Raw genomic sequence first — 19,567 nt, 5'->3', positions numbered from 1 at the left:
ATATGTAAACTTAAATCATTGTAGCGATAGCCTACATGGTATTTAGATAGCGACATAACCGAACGAACGGCATTCATCGAGAAGCTGCTGCCTTTTCGGCTCTTGAATTAACTCCCAGTGTACTCCATCAACAGCCCCTGCTAATTTCCAAAGCAGTTTTACATCAACATCTCGACCATAAATATTGCACACCTTTGAAAAGGCATTCGCAGCACCGACTTCCATCAATGTTGTGACATCAGATATGCCTGCCTTTTTCACCATACGTTCAATCGTTAACTGCAGATTAGGTAAATCACGCAAACGGCGATTAGATTGACAACGGCGACGTTTATCATCTGCTAAAGCACCCGCAATAGAAGCTTCAATCAGTTCATGAGTGATCGGGCTTGGTGCCATAATGAACTCAGTCACGTTATAATAGTTAACAGTTGCTACCGTCGTTTTTTTAACATGCTGAAACTTACAACAACCCAGTTCGATAAAGCGCGGTTCAAGATTATCAAAACTACGCAAGTAGACGGCACCATCACGAACCAGTGCGTACATAACGTTGTCATGAAATATACCCGTACCACCAAACATTGAACGAGTTTGAAGCGATCCATACTGAGTAGCCAATTTGTAAAAATGTTTACGAATCATAATTATATTCCTAGCCATGACGCCATATGTTTGGCATCCATTATTGTGTAAGCTACTGCACGACTACCTTCTGTGCGCAACTGCGTAATTCGTGACCAAATTATGACCAAAAATTAGCAAAACCTTATTTATGCAACAGAGGTTTTTGAGACTTACATCACAGCAAATACCTATAAAGTTTTATAGGTCAATAATGAGACTAAATTTTGCTGTCTTGCTCGGAGAAAACTAGATAACTGGTCATCACCAGCTATAATTTGTTGCAGAACCCCAACCTACCTCGCTAGAATGGCGCGTGTTATCGCTGAGTGTACGGTCTTATGAATCATTTATCCTTTTACTGGCTGCCAGAAAATAAACATAAATTAATAAACGGCTTAGAGAGTGAGTTTGCTCAAATGGTTGAGCTTTCCATTAGTACTGGAAAAATTTCGCTCCCTCCTATCCCCAATGTTGTATTACGCATCCAACAATTGTGTATGCAAGAAGCAACAGGAATATCAGATATAGCAGATTGCCTTACTGATGATCCTAGCTTAGCGGCCATCGTGATTCGAATCGCGAATTCTGTGGTCTTTAACCGCCGTAATATTACCTGTAACGATTTAATCACTGCCGTATCTCGCCTTGGTATATTGCGTGTTCGGGATATTGTGACCGCACAGGCAATTGAACAATTAAAACATGCCATCAATTTGAGCCCAGAGTGTAACCGCATTCTTGCTAACAGTGCGCATAACTCTCGTGAGCTTGGCGCGACCATGGTTCTGGTAACAGAAGCATTCAAAAATATTGAAGAGAAAGAATACGCTTATCTCGAAGAAGAGAAGGCACTTTTGGTCGGGTTGTTGGCTGATATTGGTCTCTTCTGCCTGGTTAATGAATACCACCTGTATCTAGAAAACGGGAACTACTTAGACGAAGACATCGCAATGCAGATTTTCCAATCCCGCTGTTCAAATACCAGTGAACTGGTATTGAAACATTGGGGATTTGATAATGACTTTCAGGAAGTGGCATGTAACCAAGAAATGCGCACTCACGAGCATGAAGTCCGCTATCTTGATATCGCCCGTATCGCCAGTCATTTACTGATGTTCCGTAAGCAAGATGATGCAATAGACGATCATGAAGTAGAACTTAACGCGACAGGTGCTGAAGTTTTATATGATCTAAGTAACCTATCTGATATGGAATTTACTGACCAACTTAAATCTGTCATTATTCGCAGCGGATTTTAAAACGTCCGAAGACTGAAGCTAATACATTCAGTAAGCCAAGTGCAATGCCAATATGTATTAGCCTCAATTCAATAGCTCGGCCTCTATGCCTAACTTTATTGAACGTTTGGTAGACTTTCATTGTCCATTTCCACCTTCTAATTTCTTTAGAACAACTCTCACTAATTAAAGGACTAAACCTTGTCTGGGATGCTACTTATCTTTGCACCACTGGTCGTGGGGTATTTCATTTCTATTACTAATAAAGAGTGGTTAAATACACTTAATAAAGCGACAACTAACCTTGTTTATATCATTCTATTTCTGATGGGATTAAACCTCTCAAGCCTCGATAACTTGAGTGGAAATATGCAAACCATTGGGCAATATACCTTGGTCTTTTTTATTTTTATGGCACTGTGCAACTTTGCCACTTTACCCATTCTAGACCGTCTATATCCCATTGATATCGAATCTAAAAAAACCAAACTCCCCCTATCCCATATGGCATTAGACTCGATTAAATTAATCCTGGTTGTGGGAGGAGGCCTCGTTATCGGGCGACTGCAACCTTATCCATTAACTTGGGTTGAATCGACCAGTGAAGCTATCCTATTTTTATTGCTCTTCTTTATCGGTATTCAGCTGCGCAATAGCGGATTGACATTAAAGCAGATCGTGTTGAATAAGCACGGAATGATCATCTCTTTGGTCGTCATGGGGAGTTGCTGGTTGGGCGGATTAGCAGCCGGATTCACGCTCGATTTGCCTGTGGCTCAATCTTTAGCGATGTCCTCGGGGTTTGGTTGGTACAGCCTTTCTGGAATTTTAATGGGCGATGCCTATGGCCCTGTTTTTGGCGGTAGCTCATTCCTTATTGAGTTGCTACGAGAATTGCTGTCTTTAATGCTAATTCCAATGTTTATTAGCCGCTCACCATGTACTTCGATTGGCTATGCTGGCGCTACGGCAATGGATTTTACCTTGCCAGTCATTCAAACGACGGGGGGAGTTAAATGTGTTCCGGTTGCGATTGTAAGCGGCTTCATCCTTAGTTTATTGGTGCCTTTGTTGATGCTCTTTTTCGTTTCATTACCATTATAAACATTAGAACAATAGCCTTTGAGATGACTTGGTATAAGTGTCAAATAGTTAACGTAAATACGGTGCATCATATAGAAAGTCGAGACTTTGACGGTAAATTGCTATATGTTGCTACCTAAATAGAGTAACCCTAAGTGGCCATGATGACACATAATCAAAAGTCCGCTGATGTCAGCTTTGAGAGTTTGTTGAAGATTTTCACTATTCCTGAAGGTCCAGACTCAACACTCACTCAAATTGAAGCCGAGCTGTCGCATAATTTGAATCAGTTTCTGCGTGAACATATCGTTGCTGAAGAAAAGCCGCTCACAGAAATCGAACGTGATTTTTCTGATCCGGCGATTCCTGAGCAACCACAATTTGTGTCAGAGCACACCGACCACTTAATGAATACGTTAGTGGCTCATTCCGTTCATACCTCCGCGCCCAGCTTCATCGGTCATATGACATCCGCTCTCCCTTACTTTTTGATGCCACTGTCAAAAATCATGATAGCGCTTAATCAAAATTTGGTGAAAATAGAAACGTCTAAAGCGTTTACGCCATTAGAGCGGCAAGTACTCGGTATGCTGCATCGTCTCATTTATCGCCAACATGATGGGTTTTATCAGCAATGGATGCATAGTGCTTCCCACTCTCTGGGGGCCTTCTGCTCGGGAGGAACCATTGCGAATATCACCGCACTATGGGTTGCTCGCAATAATACCCTAAAAGCGACGTCAGATTTTCCCGGCATTGAACAAGCGGGGATCGGACAAGCACTGGCTTACTATGGCTATAAAGGCTTAGCGATTCTTGTATCTGAACGCGGACACTACTCGCTAAAAAAAGCCGCAGATGTCCTTGGTATCGGTCAACAAGGATTAGTGTCTATTGCCACAGACGAACATAACCGTATTGTAATTGATGACCTACAACAAAAAATAGCCGAGTTAAAACAGCAAGGCATAAAACCCTTTGCGGTGGTTGGTGTTGCGGGAACTACAGAAACCGGCAATATAGACCCTCTCGGTGATATTGCTGATATTTGTCATCATGAACAATGTCATTTCCATGTTGATGCAGCTTGGGGCGGGGCCACTCTGCTTTCCGATAAATACCGCCATTTACTGAGCGGTATAGAGCTTGCTGATTCAGTGACCATTGATGCCCATAAACAGCTCTATATCCCTATGGGTGCAGGAATGGTGCTTTTTAAAGACCCAAACGCAATGAAAGCAGTTGAGCACCATGCACAATATATATTGCGCCATGGTTCAAAAGATTTAGGTAGCCATACACTAGAAGGTTCCCGCTCCGGAATCGCGATGTTACTATATTCCAGCATGCATATCATTAGCCGTCCTGGTTATGGCATGCTCATCGATCAAGGCATTGAGAAGGCACGTTACTTTGCCGAACTCATTCAAGAATCAACAGATTTTGAATTAGTATCAGAACCAGAACTCTGCTTACTCACTTATCGTTATGTACCAGAAAATATTGCTGCTACGATGCATAAAGCGACAAAAGAGCAGTGCTTAACCTTAAATAACGCGCTTAATGAGCTGACTCAATTTATTCAAAAAACACAGCGTGAAACGGGTCGGTCGTTCGTATCAAGAACCCAACTGAATCCTGCACGCTGGTATCACCATCCCACCGTTGTATTTCGTGTCGTCTTAGCCAATCCACTGACCAGTCGGGAAATATTGCAAGCAATTTTGCAACAACAGCGCGAAATTGCTAGATTAGCCCCCCAACTCATGGCAAACATAAGTAGAATCGCGTACTCTATCGAGAATTCTACGCCCATGCCATGATGTCGAGTAATAGAGCAAAATTACATCTGACTGAAAATTTATTTCGTAATCTCGTAATTAAGCCGACAGTTTTCTCTTGAAACAATAAGTTATTGCGTTTAGAAATGAGGGAAACTGTAGTTTTTATGAAATTTAGTTTGAGGCTTGTCATAGAATCATCATTTGATACATCGTTTCATTTATGAATTAGCTTTGCTAGGGTTTATACTCGTCTCACTGGCGTTGGGTCTATATGCCTTTGGAAATATGACTTGTTTCCGTCTTTAACACTCTTTGTGGCATACCAACGATTTATTCCTTATGCCTGCGTGAATACTATGAATACATTAGAAAAAATCCAAAAAAATCTGGAAAACTTTAGCAAGTCTGAGCGTAAGGTTGCGGAAGTCATTATGGCCTCCCCGCAGACAGCTATTCATTCAAGTATCGCTACGCTTGCCAAAATGGCAGACGTGAGTGAGCCTACCGTCAATCGCTTTTGTCGCCGCTTAGATACCAAAGGCTTCCCAGACTTCAAGTTGCATTTAGCTCAAAGTTTGGCTAACGGCACTCCTTACGTAAACCGTAATGTTGAAGAAGATGACGGCCCTGACGCCTATACGCACAAAATTTTCGAATCGACGATGGCTTGCTTAGATGTGGCTAAAAATAGCATCGATGCTGTGCAGGTCAATCGAGCTGTCGATCTACTCACCCAAGCAAAACGTATTTCGTTTTTTGGTTTAGGTGCGTCCTCTGCTGTTGCTCGCGATGCACAAAACAAGTTTATTCGCTTCAATATTCCTATCACTTGTTTTGAAGATATTGTTATGCAGCGTATGAGCTGTATTAACTGCACCGACAACGATGTGATTGTTTTAATCTCTCATACAGGACGAACCAAAAGCCAAGTAGAAATCGCCCATCTAGCGAAAGAGAATGGTGCGACAGTGATTGCGATTACCGCAAAAGACTCACCTCTTGATCAAGTGAGTTCACTGTCTATTTGCCTCGACGTGCCAGAAGATACTGACGTCTATATGCCAATGGCGAGCCGCGTTGTTCAAATGACGGTCATTGACGTATTGGCGACGGGTTTTACTCTACGCCGTGGTTCTGGCTTTAGAGAAAACTTAAAACGTGTGAAAGAAGCACTGAAAGACTCTCGGTACGATAAGTATTCAAATTTATCGTAATTGACATGATATAAAAAAGCGAAGCCCTCGAGCTTCGCTTTTTTATATCATTTTTCAAGCATTAAGAAGAATAAGAGTTTGGCGTTGAAACGTTGGTTTGCTCAACCACTTCAACACTGTTTACTTCTGTCTGTAACGTTTGTTTCACCTCTGAACCGCCACAGCGACACACTTGATTCAATACATACATCAACCGCTCGCTGGTTAATGGCATTGGATTTCCCTTAATCGAATGCGAACGCAATGCATCTTGCGTAACCTTCTCAAAAGATGTCTGGCAAATGCCAAAACTATCCAACGGTGGAATATCCAATTGATCTAACATCATATTAACCCACAATACACCATCTTCCACATTCACATGACGCCTACCGGTTAATATCTCAGCTAAAGCCTTATAGCGTGCCAAAATATCATGGCGTCTCTGACGTGCTGCCATCACGATATTTTCATGCATAACAAACGGCGCTAAGCGCGAGGTAATCACACTATGTGGGGCTTCTAGTTTTCCACCTAATGCAGCTGCGAGTCCATGCGCCGCCCCTAACTGACCATTATTAAGCGCTACGCCCCCCAGCATTGCTGCAAATGACACATCAGATCGTGCACCTTTATTATCATGCAAGCAGGCTTTTAATCCTGAAATAGCAATTTTTTCCAAGCCTTCTTTGCACACCATATCCGTCAATAAATTGGGTGCGCTACAAACAAAGACTTCCATCAAATTAGCAAAGGCTTCCATGACACCACGGCCTGAAAGGCAGCGCTCTGTTCCATAGGTTAATGCAGGATCAACAATAGCAAGACTGGCAATCATGTCATTACTACGCAGACTGACTTTTATTCGGTCCTGACCCGAACGTAATACCGCCTTTTTTGTCACTTCGGCACCGGAACTCGCCGTTGTTGGAATAGCGATAAATGGAAGTGGCTTTGCTTTGAGCGGTACGTTACGTCCAATCACTTCAACATAATCGTATACGCTACCTTGGTTAGGGATAATAGCGGCTAGGGCTTTACCGGTATCCATCACACTCCCACCACCAATAGCAACAACAACATCAGGATGAAACTTTCTTCCCAAGGCCGCGGTTTCTTCAATCATAGTAATATTCGGTTCAGAAGAGACAGAAACATGCTGATAACGCTTTTTCTGCTGTTTAAAATCGTCAACCAAAGGCGCACATCGTGTTAAGTCATGCCCTGACACCAACAAAATGTTATAACCATATTGCCGAATTAACGGTAAAGACTGCACAAAACAACCTTCACCAAATATGATTCTTGTCGGTGACATAAATTGAAACATAACCTTTCCTCTAAAACCGCCCGATAACGTATCTATACGCAATTACCAAATTTTTTAGAGTGATTTACGACAAATACATCGCTTAAAATTCACGCTTTACGTCAGACTATGCGTGATATCACGCTATCCTCCTATTAAGCTCATCTAGTTTCATAAGCTATACTTGATATACTGAGTCAATGGTTACAGATACGCCAAAAAATGCTGAAATTACGAACAATAGTTTTTGCCTATTGAATTGAATGGTAATTGCTACTTTATTTCCTGTAATGCATCAGGCATATTGGCATCAAAGATAATTAAGGAGAGAGTTATGTTTGTAGTAATTTTTGGTCGCCCTGGCTGTCCATTCTGTGTACGCGCAAAAGAGCACGCAGAAACTCTAAAAGAAAAGCTTGAAGACTTTAACTACCGCTACGTTGACATCCAAGCGGAAGGTATTTCAAAAGAAGATCTATCTAAAAGCGTAGGTAAACCAGTAGAAACTGTGCCACAAATCTTTATTGATCAACAACCGATTGGTGGTTGCTCTGAATTTGAAGCGTACGCGAAAGAAAACTTAGGTCTATTTGACTAATCGCGTCCCGTCAAAATAATTACGTTTAATCCGTATTTTGACACTTCATAATTCGTAAAACCCGCTCTCAAAAGCGGGTTTTTTCATAGCACGATAAATTCTATGTAAAACACGAAAAATTCACTTATTTTTTTCTCATTATCAGATACAATCCATCCAGTTAATCCACCACCCTATGCCAAATAGTATTTGAGCCTCAACAGTGAATATAGACGTCGTACTTCTGTTAAAACAAAACCCTATTCTTCTTATTTTTGTCGTTTTAGCCATAGGGCTGGGGATCGGTAAAATAAGGATCGGCGGCCTTCAATTAGGCAACTCTATAGGTGTACTTGTCACCGCACTGGTGATGGGACATCTCGGTTTCTCAATCAGTTCCGAATCTTTAACCATTGGGTTTATGCTTTTCATCTACTGTGTAGGTATCGAAGCGGGACCCAATTTTTTTGGTATTTTTTTCCGCGACGGTAAACATTACTTAATTCTCAGCTTAGTCGTGTTGGTCACCGCGATGTGGATTACCTATTTTGGTAGCTATTATTTTGGCCTCGATTACGGCGTTTCTGCTGGTATGATGGCCGGGGCACTGACTTCAACTCCGGTTTTAGTAGGGGCTCAAGATGCCATCAACTCTGGGTTAGCCCAAATCCCTCATAATAAAGATTTAGGCTTAGTGCTCGATAGTGTCTCAGTCGGTTATGCAATGGCATATCTGATTGGTCTCATTAGCATGATTATGTTTGCAAAACTGCTCCCAAAAATCCAAAAGCAGAACCTATCTGATTCCGCACAACAAATTGCGCGTGAACGTGGACTTGGTGGTAATAGCCAACGTAAAGTCTATTTACCGATTATCCGCGCTTATCGTGTTGGTCCTGAACTGACAAACTGGGTTGATGGCCGTAACTTGCGTGAATTAGGTATTTACCGTCAAACAGGCTGTTATATTGAACGTGTGCGCCGAAATGGTATCCTCGCCCACCCAGATGGTGACGCGATCTTACAAGAAGGCGACGAAATTGCCTTGGTAGGCTATCCAGACAGTCATGCACGGTTGGACCCGAGTTTCCGTAATGGTAAAGAAGTGTTCGACCGAAACCTACTTGACCTGCGTATTTCTGATGAAGAGATCGTAGTAAAAAGTGATTCGATTGCTGGGAAACGTTTATCTGAATTAAACCTTTCAGAATACGGTTGTTTCCTAAACCGTGTGGTTCGGGCGCAAATCGAGATGCCAATGGACTCTGACATTGTCTTAGCAAAAGGCGACGTACTTCAAGTCAGTGGTGAGAAAACGCGTGTTCAAGGACTGGCTGACAAAATCGGGTTTATCTCGATCCATAGCCAAATGGCAGACCTCGTGGCGTTTTGTAGCTTTTTTATTTTGGGTATTTTGTTCGGTTTGATCACAATGACCTTTGGCCAAGTATCCTTTAGCTTGGGCAACGCAGTGGGCTTATTATTATCCGGGATCACACTAGGTTTTCTACGTGCTAACCATCCTACTTTCGGTTATGTACCGCAGGGGGCATTAAACATGGTTAAAGATCTAGGGCTAATGTTCTTTATGGTTGGTATCGGTTTAAGTGCGGGTGGACAGATGTTTGAACACCTTTCTGACTTCGGTTTGAAAGTGATCGCCTTATCGTTCTTAGTCAGTGTCGTGCCTGTTGTGTTAGCCTACATCGTTGGCGCTTACGTACTAAAAATGAACCGTGCACTATTATTCGGGGCGATTATCGGTGCGAGAACCTGTGCACCAGCCATGGATATCGTCAACGATTACGCAAAATCAACCATCCCCGCTTTGGGATATGCAGGTACCTACGCCATTGCCAATATTTTGATGACCTTAGCCGGCACCATTTTAATCTTGCTTAATTAACATGTTTCAATCTGATGAGCCCCGCCATTGCGGGGCTTTTTTATCGCTGAAAAACACCAAAAGAAAAGGCGCTCAATGAGCGCCTTTGTATGAAATTGGCCAATTAACTCAGAATTAGAAGTTAATTAAGTCAAACTCAACTTGAGTATCAACGTCTGCTTCGTAATCAACACCTTCAATGCCGAAACCAAACAGTTTCAAGAACTCTTCTTTATATTCAACGTAATCAGTCAGTTCTTTTAGGTTCTCAGTGGTAATTTGAGGCCAAAGCTCCTGACAGTGTTTTTGGATATCTTCACGCAGTTCTAGATCGTCTAGGCGTAAACGGTTTTTGTCATCCACTTCTGGAGCAGAACCATCTTCTTTGTATAGACGTTGGCTGAACATACGGAAAATTTGTTCCATACAACCTTCGTGTACGCCTTCTTCACGCATTTTCTTAAATACCATTGCGATGTACAGAGGCATCACAGGAATTGCAGAACTTGCTTGAGTCACAACAGATTTCAGCACAGCAACGTTTGCACTGCCGCCTTTAGCAGACAGTTTTGCGTTTAGCTCAGCTGCTGCGCGGTCTAGGTCCATCTTCGCACGGCCTAGAGCACCGTCCCAGTAGATCGGCCAAGTTAGCTCAGTACCGATGTAGCTGTAAGCAACGGTTTTGCAACCTTCAGCCAATACGCCAGCTTCTTCTAGAGCATTGATCCAAAGTTCCCAATCTTGACCACCCATAACAGTGATAGTGTCTTCGATTTCTTGTTCAGTTGCAGGCTCAACGCTTGCTTCGATGATCACGTCACGGTTAGTGTCTACTGCTGTAGACGTGTAAGTTTGTCCGATTGGTTTTAGAGATGAACGAACCAGTTCACCTGTTTCTGGCAATTTACGTACAGGAGATGCTAGCGAGTAAACCACCATGTCAATTTGACCTAAGTCTTCTTTGATCAATTCGATGGTTTTTTCTTTTGCTTCGTTAGAGAAAGCATCGCCATTTAGGCTTTTAGAGTAAAGTCCTTCAGCTTTAGCGAACTTATCGAACGCTGCTGAGTTGTAGTAACCTGCAGTACCTGGTTTTTTCTCAGTACCTGGTTTTTCGAAGAATACACCAATAGTCGCTGCGCCGCCGCCAAATGCTGCTGCTATGCGAGATGACAGGCCGTAACCGCTTGAAGAACCAATAACAAGTACGCGTTTTGGTGCGTTTTTGATTGGGCCTTGAGCTTTAGTGAATTCAATTTGTTCTTTTACGTTCGCTTCACAACCCACTGGGTGCGTTGTTGTACAGATAAATCCGCGAATTTTAGGTTTGATGATCATATTCAACTTCCTTCAAAAATCTTCGATAGGATAAAAGGTTCGCCGCCTGTTCGCATCCTATTTCTGTAAAAATAGGCCTAAATCCTAAGTGGTTGGAGCACTCTTGTCCAAAATTCGTACAATAAATGACAAAAGGCTCCTATTTATACCCAAGTCACTTCAAGATGCATTTCAACCAGCAAGCCATTCCAACGCCTAATTACGTTAAAAAAGGAATCCCCCCTCCGTCATTAAGCTTGAACGGTGTTCGTTGATGACACTCTAAATCCTGCACCTTGAGGTCATTGAGGCATTAGAAGCCTTTTCTACTTAGTATCCGTTTAAAAGTGACAATGCGACCTTCTCATCGTCATTCATAGCGGGTTAAATTGTAGAGGTTCAAATGATATTGGTCAAAACCTCTGATTTGTCATGATTAAAGTGATCCACTTGAATCGCTTTAACCCTTAACGCCTCTGCTTTTAACACCGCCTCCAGTTCACTTGGCATGATAACCCCTGCCGCCAAAGCTTCTTGTAATCTATCTGCCAATGGCTGTTTAAGATTAATTTGTCCTGCCGCTCCCGCTTGCAATACTCGACGTTCGATCGGTCTTACTTGATACATGGCGACAAAAGCCTTATCTATCAAGCCAATATTGTCATGCTCTTGATCTTGGCGATGACAAAGAAAGGTCATCCGATCTCGATCTACGCCTGGCGTCATCAATAAACGGGCAATCTGTAATGCTTGTTCATCTTTAGGAGGTGTGAAACGCTGCCCTAAAGGAAAGATTAACGAGCGAATCAATTTGCCTACCCACTGGTTAGGGAAGTTATTTAACGCTTCTTCCAAGCTATCGGCCGCATGGTAAAAGCAATGTTCTAAAGCATAATCAACATAAGGTTTGTCTTGCTGTTGCTGGCCTTCACTGTAAAAGCGTTTTAGAGCAGCGCTCGCCATATAGAGATAAGCCAGCGCATCACCGAGACGAGCAGAGATAAGTTCCTTACGCTTTAGTGCCCCACCAAGCGTTAGCATTGCAGCATCGGTAGCAATCGCTAGGCCACTGCTTAGCCGCGATAAGTGCTGATATTCACGGCGATAGTGTGTGATGGAGTTTGGCACAGAGAGGAAGTAAGAGCTGGTGAGTGCTGAGGTTAATGCTTTCAAGGTCATCACACCCGAATGAGCCATGTGTTTAAAAAGCCAATGATCAAAATCATGCAAACCTTGCTTAGGGTCATCATTGGCAGCTGCCGCCATTTCTTTAAGTACGTAAGGGTGACAACGCGTCGCACCTTGACCAAAAATCATTAAATTACGAGTAAGGATATTGGCCCCTTCTACCGTAATTGCGATAGGAATCCCTAAATAATGTGAGCGAAAGTAATTCATCGGTCCGCCCTGAATGGCTCGACCGGCATGTATATCCATTGCATCCGCTAAAATCGTTCTGCCCATTTCAGTCATATGATACTTAGCAATTGCCGTGACCACACTTGGCTTTTCCCCGAGATCGAGTGCCGTCGTGGTTAGCGTTCGTGTTGCTTCAAGTAAATAACTTAATCCGCCAATTCTCCCTAATGCCTGAGCTACACCCTCAAATTTACCAATCGACACGCCAAATTGCTTACGCACATAAGCATATGCGCCCGTTGTACGGCTGGTTAAATGACCAATAGCGGCGCCTAAAGCAGGTAGTGATATTCCTCTGCCTGCTGACAAACATTCCACCAGCATACGCCAGCCTTTACCTGCGTATTGTTGCCCGCCAATCAGCCAATCCATGGGAATGAACACATCCTTACCTCGAGTCGGACCGTTCATAAAAGCGAGCCCCATAGGATCATGGCGATCCCCAGTATCAACTCCTGGATGATCGGTTGGGATCAACGCACAAGTGATCCCAAGTTGCTCTATGTCACCAAGTAAATGATCCGGATCGTGCAATTTGAAAGCGAGCCCTAACACTGTGGCAACTGGCGCGAGTGTAATGTAGCGTTTATCCCACGTGAGTCTGATGCCTAATACTTTTTCACCTTCGAATTCTCCCCAACAGACAATCCCCTTATCTGGAATACTGCCCGCATCAGATCCGGCTTCAGGCCCCGTCAATGCAAAGCATGGAATTTCCCGACCATCCGCTAATCGAGGTAGCCAATAGTCACATTGCTCCTTGGTGCCATAATGACTGAGTAACTCTCCGGGCCCTAAAGAATTCGGCACCATAACAGTCACAGCAACACTGATACTGCGGGTTGCAATTTTAGTCACGATCGTGGAATTGGCTAAGGCTGAGAATTCACGCCCGCCATATTTTTTGGCGATGATGAGAGAAAAAAAGCGTTCTTTACGTAAATAATCCCAGATTTCATCGGGTAAACGTTGCTGTTCCATGATTTGAAAGTCATCAATCATACCCAGCAAGGTTTCTAGTTCATGATTAATGAAAGACTGTTCATCTTCTGTCAGGGTTGGAATGGGAAATTGCAGCAGGTACTCAAAGTTAGGCTTACCAGAAAACAGTTCTCCTTCCCACCAAACACTGCCCGCTTCCATCGCTTCTTTTTCTGTCGCAGATAAAGGAGGTAGAACTTGCTTAAACCACTTAAATACCGGTTCACTGATCCACTTTTGACGTAAAGAGCTCATAACTTGCTCCTCTCATTGCGTTAAAGTCAGGTCGTATATCGTAATGCTATAAGTGCGCTTGCTCTCTAGGGGGACATGTCTCCTCGTTCCCAGATATTGTTAGTATAGAACTCATCCGACCATTAACAATTATTTAACACTCATTCCCGCTTATAATTTTTAATTATCTGATTTTAAATAACTTATTAATTATCAATGGACCATAAACCCTGATGTATCCCGCTATCTGCTCTGAGAAAATGACACTTAAAATAAAATTTTTTTACTCAGCCGGAACTCTTTTATCGTTGGGCAGTCCTAATTTATGTGATTAACAAACCGAGAGCGACATACGCAAGCTCATGCAAAGTGCTTGGCTTACCTATTCTGCTTAAGTGTTTTTTTCATCGTGAAAAACTGTCAGTTTGCTGTTTTTCCTATTAACTCCTACGTTTGTATATGCCCAGTTCGTGTTGTTCTGGGTATTTTTTTGTCTGTTGATCATCGCGTTACTAACGATCAACTTGGCGAGATGAAGCCAATTAGTAATGTTAATATCCCACCTAAACTGGCTCTGGTTTCAAACGACAACCTACCCAAACACGAATTCCCCTGTCGCTGATACAGTATCTTGAGGGTAGAGTGAGAGGCACATTTTAGAATCGTGTATATTGCAGCGCGTTAAGTATATACTCCAACCTTGTTACGTTTTTCTCACTTGCTCACATGAAACTTAAGCACACACCTGTTACCCGACACTGTTGTAGTAATATCGAATTTTATCTCAAACGAGACGATTGGCTTCATCCGCAATTTTCCGGCAATAAAGCGCGTAAATTTATGGCGCTGCTTGATGATACCCTGCCCCATATCGATACACTGATTGGGTATGGCTCACCACAAGCGAACTCGCTCTACTCCATGGCAGCGTTGGCAGATCTCAAACAGTGGCAACTCCGTTTCTACGTAGACCATATTCCCAGCTGGTTAAAACAGCACCCGAATGGTAATTACCGTGCAGCATTAGAACTCGGAGCCGAGCTAATTGAAACACGTCCAACGTTTAATTGCGCCCCAGAACACTACCTCAATGATTATAAGGTCAAAGATAATGAGTTACTGGTTCCGGAAGGAGGCCGCAGCCCTATAGCCAAACAAGGAGTGACACAGTTAGCAACAGAAATTTTAGAATGGATCAGCCAACAACCTGCCAGTCACTGGGTCGTTGCACTGCCATCGGGTACCGGCACGACATCACTGTATCTTCACCAAACGCTGAAAGAACATCATATAGAGGTGGTGACTTGCTCATGTGTCGGTGGGGATGAGTATCTTATTCAACAATGGCAAGAGCTGGGAGCTGATGACTTCCCTTCCATACTTAACCTTGGGAATAAACATCACTTCGGCAAACTGTATGAAGCGGATTACCTAATGTGGCAAAAACTTCAAGCGCAAACTGAGGTTGAATTTGATTTACTTTATGACCCTTTCATGTGGCGTTGCTTAGAAGCGTGGTGGCCAACGCAAAACAACAAACAACTGCTTTATATTCACCAAGGTGGAATTCTGGGTAACGAAAGTATGCTTCCTCGTTACCAACGCAAGTATCGGTCGTGTTGATTCAAAGCGACCTAGCGCGGTTAATATCTATACCCAAATGACCTCAAGATGCAGGATTCAGAGCTTCATCAACGAGCCTAGGTCAAGCTCAATCACGGCAGGAATGGTCATTCCCTTTTAACGTGATTGGGCGCAGAAATAGGTTTGTTGATGAGCTCCCGAAGGGCGAGTTTTATTCGCTCCTAGGCTGTGTTACTGATTTTCTACGTAGAATGACTATGTCTTCAAATCAGTGCCTTGCCTAAGAGCGAATACATTCTCGCTGAAACAGCATCTTGAGGTTACTTGGGTATAACCCCCCACTTAAACCTCATCACCGATTCACACATAAGCCATTATGTGTGAACTCACTCATCTAAATCTTCAAAATTTCGCCAAATTAGGCAAATAACCACACTTTAATAAAGGTTATACTTGCTTGGATGTCGATATTATTCCTCAGCAACATAAAGCCATAGTGCTTTTCATTTCTATACCCAAATACCATTGGATAAGGATATTTGGGTATAGATTGTTGATTTATTAAGGAGTTTTATTATGTCATTTGCACTAAAAATGCCTAAGCTCTGCTTAATGGGTGTCGGCGCGATTGAAGATGCAGTGAACGAGTTAAGCCAGCAAGGAATAGAGAAAGTATTGCTAGTGACCGATCACACCCTGACTGAATTAGGTATTGTAGACCCAGTGATTAATGCGCTAAAAAATAACAAGATTAACTATTCGTTATTTGATCAAGTGACCCCGAATCCCACGGTCACTCTCGTTAATCAAGGGCTAGAACAGTATCAGCAAGAGCAATGTAAAGGGTTTGTCGCCGTCGGTGGTGGTAGCCCAATTGATTGTGCCAAAGCCATTCGTATTATGAGCACCAACCCGGGCTCAATCACTGATTACGAAGGGGTTAATCAAGTCAAAAATACGGGGGCGTATTTTGTTGCTGTTAATACCACCGCAGGCACCGCTGCCGAAATGACATCTAATTCGGTCATCACCGATGAAAATGCTCAGAAGAAAATGGTGATCATTGATGACAAACAGATCCCAGATATCGCCGTCAATGATCCGACACTGATGCTAGGTCTTCCTGCCAGCGTCACAGCGTCAACAGGCATGGATGCATTAACTCATGCGATAGAAGCGTATGTCTCTGCAGGGCAGCACACCTTAACAGACCCAACGGCTTTAGAAGCAATCCGTCTTATTCATCAATGGCTACCGATTGCGGTGAAAGACGGCAAAAATTTAGAAGCTCGCGATAAACTTGCCTGCGCAGAATACTTGGCGGGTATGGCATTCAATAGTGCAGGCCTAGGGTTAGTTCACGCGATGGCTCACCAACCAGGCGCGACACATAACTTAGCCCATGGTGTATGCAACGCTATTTTGTTGCCTATTGTCAGTGAATATAACGCCCAATACGTACCAGAACGCTTTTGTAACGTTGCGGCGGCGTTGGGTGGTAATGTCACGAACTTAAGTGCTGCCGAAGGAGCACAGCAGTGCATCAACATGATTCGATCACTATCAAGTCAAGTTGGTATTCCTCATGGCTTTAGTGAACTCGGTATTAAAGAGCAAGATATTCCACAATGGATTGATAAAGCTTTGGCCGACCCTTGTTTAGGCTGCAACCCTCACCAACCGACCGCAGATGAAGTTTACCATTTGTATAGTGAAGCGTTATAAATCCTCATCACTTAACGCAAAAGGTCCCTTTCGGGACCTTTTGTTAAAGTTTGTTAATATTGCATATATTATTTCAAACGGAACTGTTTAATGAGGTCGTCCAATTGCATAGCCTGCTCGGTTAACTCTTTCGCGGCTTCAGCACAACTATCCGAGTTAGTACTATTTTGCTGTGTGACTTCATCAATCTGACCAATGCCTAAACTCACTTGATCAGCACCAGCCGACTGCTCACTTGCAGCCTGAGCAATTTCTCCGACCAAGGAAGAGACCTGCCCAGCTCCCGTTACAATCTCTTGTAGAGATTGCACCGTTTGTTTCGACAGTTCAATACCACGGTTAGTTTTCTCTGCCGATTTCGAGATAAGTTCTGACGTTTGCTGCACCGCTTGTGCACTGCGACCGGCAAGTTGGCGAACTTCATCAGCAACCACTGCGAAGCCACGACCATGTTCCCCCGCCCGAGCCGCTTCAATAGCTGCGTTCAAGGCAAGTAAGTTGGTTTGCTCAGCAATCGACTCAATCGTACGAATGATGTTGTTGATGTCATTACCAGAAGCCTCGATATCCTCCATCGCGGTTTGTAACTCAGTCATCAGATGGTTACCTTCATTGGCTGTTTTTTCTGATAAACCGGATAAACGCGTGGCCTCATCGGCATTGGTAGAACTTTGGCGAATTTGCTCAGCAATCTCGTTAATCGTCGCACTGATTTCGGTGACAGCCGATGCCGAATCTGTCGCACCCAACGATAAACTTTGACTGAGACCATTAACTAAATCGGCATTTCGAGCAATCACATCAGAGCGGGCTTTAATATCGCCAACCAATTGATTTAAATCATCAACCATCTGTGACAATGCACGACCTAGTTGGTCTTTATCTGAAGCAAGCGTGACATTAACCGCCAAGTCACCTTGCGAGATTTTCTCCGCAATCGCAACTTGAGCTTGTAAACTTTCTGCCATGTTATCGAGCGCAGCAGAAAGTTGACCAACCTCATCAATACTGTCGTAATTAAGCCTATTATCGAATTGGCCTAACGAAATGGTTTTCGCCATATTGACCGCACCTAAAATTGGGCGAGAGATATTGCGAGCCATAACAAGCAAGAAGAAAATAGCGACGACGGTAATCACTAGGCCTAAACCAATCTGCCAAGTAGTATCAGCTTGGCTATTTGATTTCAGTTCATCAGACAGTGCATTGGCCTCTGCTAATACTTTGTCTAAATCTAAGCGAATCGTCATCGCCCAAGTTACGTTACTGTATCCCAACGTAAAAGAAGCAAGCGCTTTAACCGCATTCGCAGCTTGGTCGACACGAATTGTGGATTTTTGTTCTCCAATCAGCTCAATAACTTTATTGGTATCCTCTCCAAATAAAGGTTCAATCGATTTACCGACCAAACTGGGATCTTGGCTATCAGCAATCACTAACCCATCTTGGGTAACAATCGATACTCGAGAATTTCCATCATAGAGCTTTGATGCAACCTGCACACTCAGCTTTTGCACAAAATCTAAATTGTAGTCGGCCCCTACTACACCTTGAAACTTGCCATTAACAATAATCGGAGCAGACAGTGTCGCCAACCATACGTTTTTACCTTGCACAATGTATGGCAACGGGGCAGTAACCGTTTCATTTAGGGTCTTCTCAGGCACCTGATACCAAGCGCCTTTTGCCACACCGTTAGGATGTTTATGATCGGAATCGTATTCAACCAGAGGCTGAACATTAATATTACCTGCTGCATCACGAATCCAGTAAGGAGTGAACCTCCCGGTATCAGGGTTATTACCATCTCGGTTCACGCGATTGGCCGCATCTTTACCATCGAAAGCATTAGGAGCCCACGCACTGTATGTACCGTTAAGATCAGGATTCGATCTCAACACTTCTTGCAGCATATCGTTAAAGACCGTACGTTCAATAAAACTCGTGCTTTTGTTGACTTCGTCCTGCTTCGCCGCAGACATGGCATCAGATAATGCTCTCGCCGCACTTAAGGCTTCTTCAAGGCGGCGACTGATCGACACTGAATAACGTTCAGCAGTTGCTTGGACTTGCTTCAATGTGGTGTCTGTCGCGAGTTTAGAAACTTTGGCATTGACTAAATTTTGAGTATTCGCGGCAGAATAAACACTATAACCGACAAGTATGCCTGCAGTTATTAGCAGGCATAAGCCAGCCGTTAATGTGATTTTTGCTTGAATAGACTTTAACTTCATATGTCGGTCCTAACTAATATTGCTAGACTATGTATGTCGTGATCCAAGCTTAAATAAAGCGTAATTGTAGAGAGATGCCACTTTTCACCACAATTAAAAAAGCTTTAATGATAAATTTGTCGGGTTGGTCGCTAAATTGACGAAGTCAAAGCTAGGCAACTAATACCAATGAGTTAGATACAACAATCATGCTCAATAACCATCGACTTATGCAGAATTATCACTTCAACCAGTTCTATACCCAAGTAACCTCAAGATGCTGTTTCAGCGAGAATGTATTCGCTTTTAGGCAAGGTACTGATTTGAAGACATAGTCATTCTACGTAGAAAATCAGTAACACCGCCTAGGAGCGAATAAAACTCGCCCTTCGGGAGCT

Annotated in this window: 13 protein-coding genes; 8 read left to right on the top strand and 5 right to left on the bottom strand. The window is 43.2% G+C overall.

Features of this window, described 5'->3' with window-relative positions; all coding sequences use genetic code 11:
- Positions 1–42: 42 nt before the first annotated feature.
- Positions 43–645, bottom strand: coding sequence for a TfoX/Sxy family DNA transformation protein (locus I1A42_RS05680; protein ID WP_196122884.1), 603 nt, complete (start codon positions 643–645; stop codon positions 43–45).
- A 320-nt stretch (positions 646–965) separates the two neighbouring features.
- On the opposite strand from I1A42_RS05680, the gene I1A42_RS05675 reads away from it, so the two are divergent.
- From I1A42_RS05675 to I1A42_RS05660, 4 genes are all read left to right on the top strand, one after another.
- The gene (locus I1A42_RS05675) at positions 966–1,886 is read left to right on the top strand and encodes an HDOD domain-containing protein (RefSeq protein ID WP_161158283.1); all 921 of its coding nucleotides are present in this window, start codon (positions 966–968) and stop codon (positions 1,884–1,886) included.
- A gap of 189 nt (positions 1,887–2,075) precedes the next feature.
- Positions 2,076–2,969 carry a lysine exporter LysO family protein gene (locus I1A42_RS05670; protein ID WP_161158291.1) on the top strand — a complete coding sequence of 298 codons (894 nt, stop codon included), beginning with the start codon at positions 2,076–2,078 and terminating at the stop codon, positions 2,967–2,969.
- 143 nt (positions 2,970–3,112) lie between these two features.
- Positions 3,113–4,771 carry a pyridoxal-dependent aspartate 1-decarboxylase PanP gene (gene panP, locus I1A42_RS05665; RefSeq protein ID WP_196123777.1) on the top strand — a complete coding sequence of 553 codons (1,659 nt, stop codon included), beginning with the start codon at positions 3,113–3,115 and terminating at the stop codon, positions 4,769–4,771.
- Positions 4,772–5,088: 317 nt separating this feature from the next.
- Positions 5,089–5,946, top strand: a complete 858-nt coding sequence (locus I1A42_RS05660) for a MurR/RpiR family transcriptional regulator (protein ID WP_161158282.1) — start codon at positions 5,089–5,091, stop codon at positions 5,944–5,946.
- A gap of 61 nt (positions 5,947–6,007) precedes the next feature.
- Here I1A42_RS05660 and I1A42_RS05655 read toward each other — a convergent pair whose 3' ends face one another.
- Positions 6,008–7,255 (bottom strand): iron-containing alcohol dehydrogenase, encoded by a 1,248-nt coding sequence (locus I1A42_RS05655; protein WP_161158281.1) that lies wholly within the window; start codon positions 7,253–7,255, stop codon positions 6,008–6,010.
- Between the two features lie 313 nt (positions 7,256–7,568).
- Between I1A42_RS05655 and I1A42_RS05650 the strand changes: the two genes are divergently transcribed.
- Together I1A42_RS05650 and I1A42_RS05645 are read left to right on the top strand one after the other, a co-directional pair.
- Entirely contained in the window at positions 7,569–7,832 is a 264-nt protein-coding gene (locus tag I1A42_RS05650) for a GrxA family glutaredoxin (RefSeq protein ID WP_161158280.1), read from the top strand.
- Between the two features lie 202 nt (positions 7,833–8,034).
- Positions 8,035–9,717 (top strand): aspartate:alanine antiporter, encoded by a 1,683-nt coding sequence (locus I1A42_RS05645; RefSeq protein ID WP_161158279.1) that lies wholly within the window; start codon positions 8,035–8,037, stop codon positions 9,715–9,717.
- Between the two features lie 114 nt (positions 9,718–9,831).
- On the opposite strand, the gene fabV is transcribed toward I1A42_RS05645, so the two are convergent.
- A complete protein-coding gene (gene fabV / locus I1A42_RS05640; protein ID WP_161158278.1) occupies positions 9,832–11,034 on the bottom strand; it encodes an enoyl-ACP reductase FabV in 1,203 nt (400 codons plus the stop codon).
- 378 nt (positions 11,035–11,412) lie between these two features.
- The gene (locus tag I1A42_RS05635; protein ID WP_196122883.1) at positions 11,413–13,668 is read right to left on the bottom strand and encodes an acyl-CoA dehydrogenase; all 2,256 of its coding nucleotides are present in this window, start codon (positions 13,666–13,668) and stop codon (positions 11,413–11,415) included.
- A 705-nt stretch (positions 13,669–14,373) separates the two neighbouring features.
- Between I1A42_RS05635 and I1A42_RS05630 the strand changes: the two genes are divergently transcribed.
- Positions 14,374–15,270 (top strand): 1-aminocyclopropane-1-carboxylate deaminase/D-cysteine desulfhydrase, encoded by an 897-nt coding sequence (locus tag I1A42_RS05630; protein WP_196122882.1) that lies wholly within the window; start codon positions 14,374–14,376, stop codon positions 15,268–15,270.
- A 537-nt stretch (positions 15,271–15,807) separates the two neighbouring features.
- A complete protein-coding gene (gene fucO, locus I1A42_RS05625; protein WP_196122881.1) occupies positions 15,808–16,956 on the top strand; it encodes a lactaldehyde reductase in 1,149 nt (382 codons plus the stop codon).
- Between the two features lie 68 nt (positions 16,957–17,024).
- Here fucO and I1A42_RS05620 read toward each other — a convergent pair whose 3' ends face one another.
- Positions 17,025–19,190 carry a methyl-accepting chemotaxis protein gene (locus I1A42_RS05620; RefSeq protein ID WP_196122880.1) on the bottom strand — a complete coding sequence of 722 codons (2,166 nt, stop codon included), beginning with the start codon at positions 19,188–19,190 and terminating at the stop codon, positions 17,025–17,027.
- Positions 19,191–19,567 lie beyond the last annotated feature (377 nt).

The organism is Vibrio nitrifigilis (assembly GCF_015686695.1).
Classification (GTDB): domain Bacteria; phylum Pseudomonadota; class Gammaproteobacteria; order Enterobacterales; family Vibrionaceae; genus Vibrio; species Vibrio nitrifigilis.
This window is presented reverse-complemented; position numbering and strand designations above follow the sequence as displayed.

Bases quoted from the DNA above. Each gene is read 5' to 3' on its own strand.
- I1A42_RS05660 (WP_161158282.1), top strand. From the start codon at position 5,089: ATGAATACATTAGAAAAAATCCAAAAAAATCTGGAAAACTTTAGCAAG.
- I1A42_RS05680 (WP_196122884.1), bottom strand. From the start codon at position 645: ATGATTCGTAAACATTTTTACAAATTGGCTACTCAGTATGGATCGCTT.
- fucO (WP_196122881.1), top strand. From the start codon at position 15,808: ATGTCATTTGCACTAAAAATGCCTAAGCTCTGCTTAATGGGTGTCGGC.
- I1A42_RS05650 (WP_161158280.1), top strand. From the start codon at position 7,569: ATGTTTGTAGTAATTTTTGGTCGCCCTGGCTGTCCATTCTGTGTACGC.
- panP (WP_196123777.1), top strand. From the start codon at position 3,113: ATGACACATAATCAAAAGTCCGCTGATGTCAGCTTTGAGAGTTTGTTG.
- I1A42_RS05670 (WP_161158291.1), top strand. From the start codon at position 2,076: ATGCTACTTATCTTTGCACCACTGGTCGTGGGGTATTTCATTTCTATT.
- I1A42_RS05675 (WP_161158283.1), top strand. From the start codon at position 966: ATGAATCATTTATCCTTTTACTGGCTGCCAGAAAATAAACATAAATTA.
- I1A42_RS05620 (WP_196122880.1), bottom strand. From the start codon at position 19,190: ATGAAGTTAAAGTCTATTCAAGCAAAAATCACATTAACGGCTGGCTTA.
- I1A42_RS05655 (WP_161158281.1), bottom strand. From the start codon at position 7,255: ATGTTTCAATTTATGTCACCGACAAGAATCATATTTGGTGAAGGTTGT.
- I1A42_RS05635 (WP_196122883.1), bottom strand. From the start codon at position 13,668: ATGAGCTCTTTACGTCAAAAGTGGATCAGTGAACCGGTATTTAAGTGG.
- I1A42_RS05630 (WP_196122882.1), top strand. From the start codon at position 14,374: ATGAAACTTAAGCACACACCTGTTACCCGACACTGTTGTAGTAATATC.
- fabV (WP_161158278.1), bottom strand. From the start codon at position 11,034: ATGATCATCAAACCTAAAATTCGCGGATTTATCTGTACAACAACGCAC.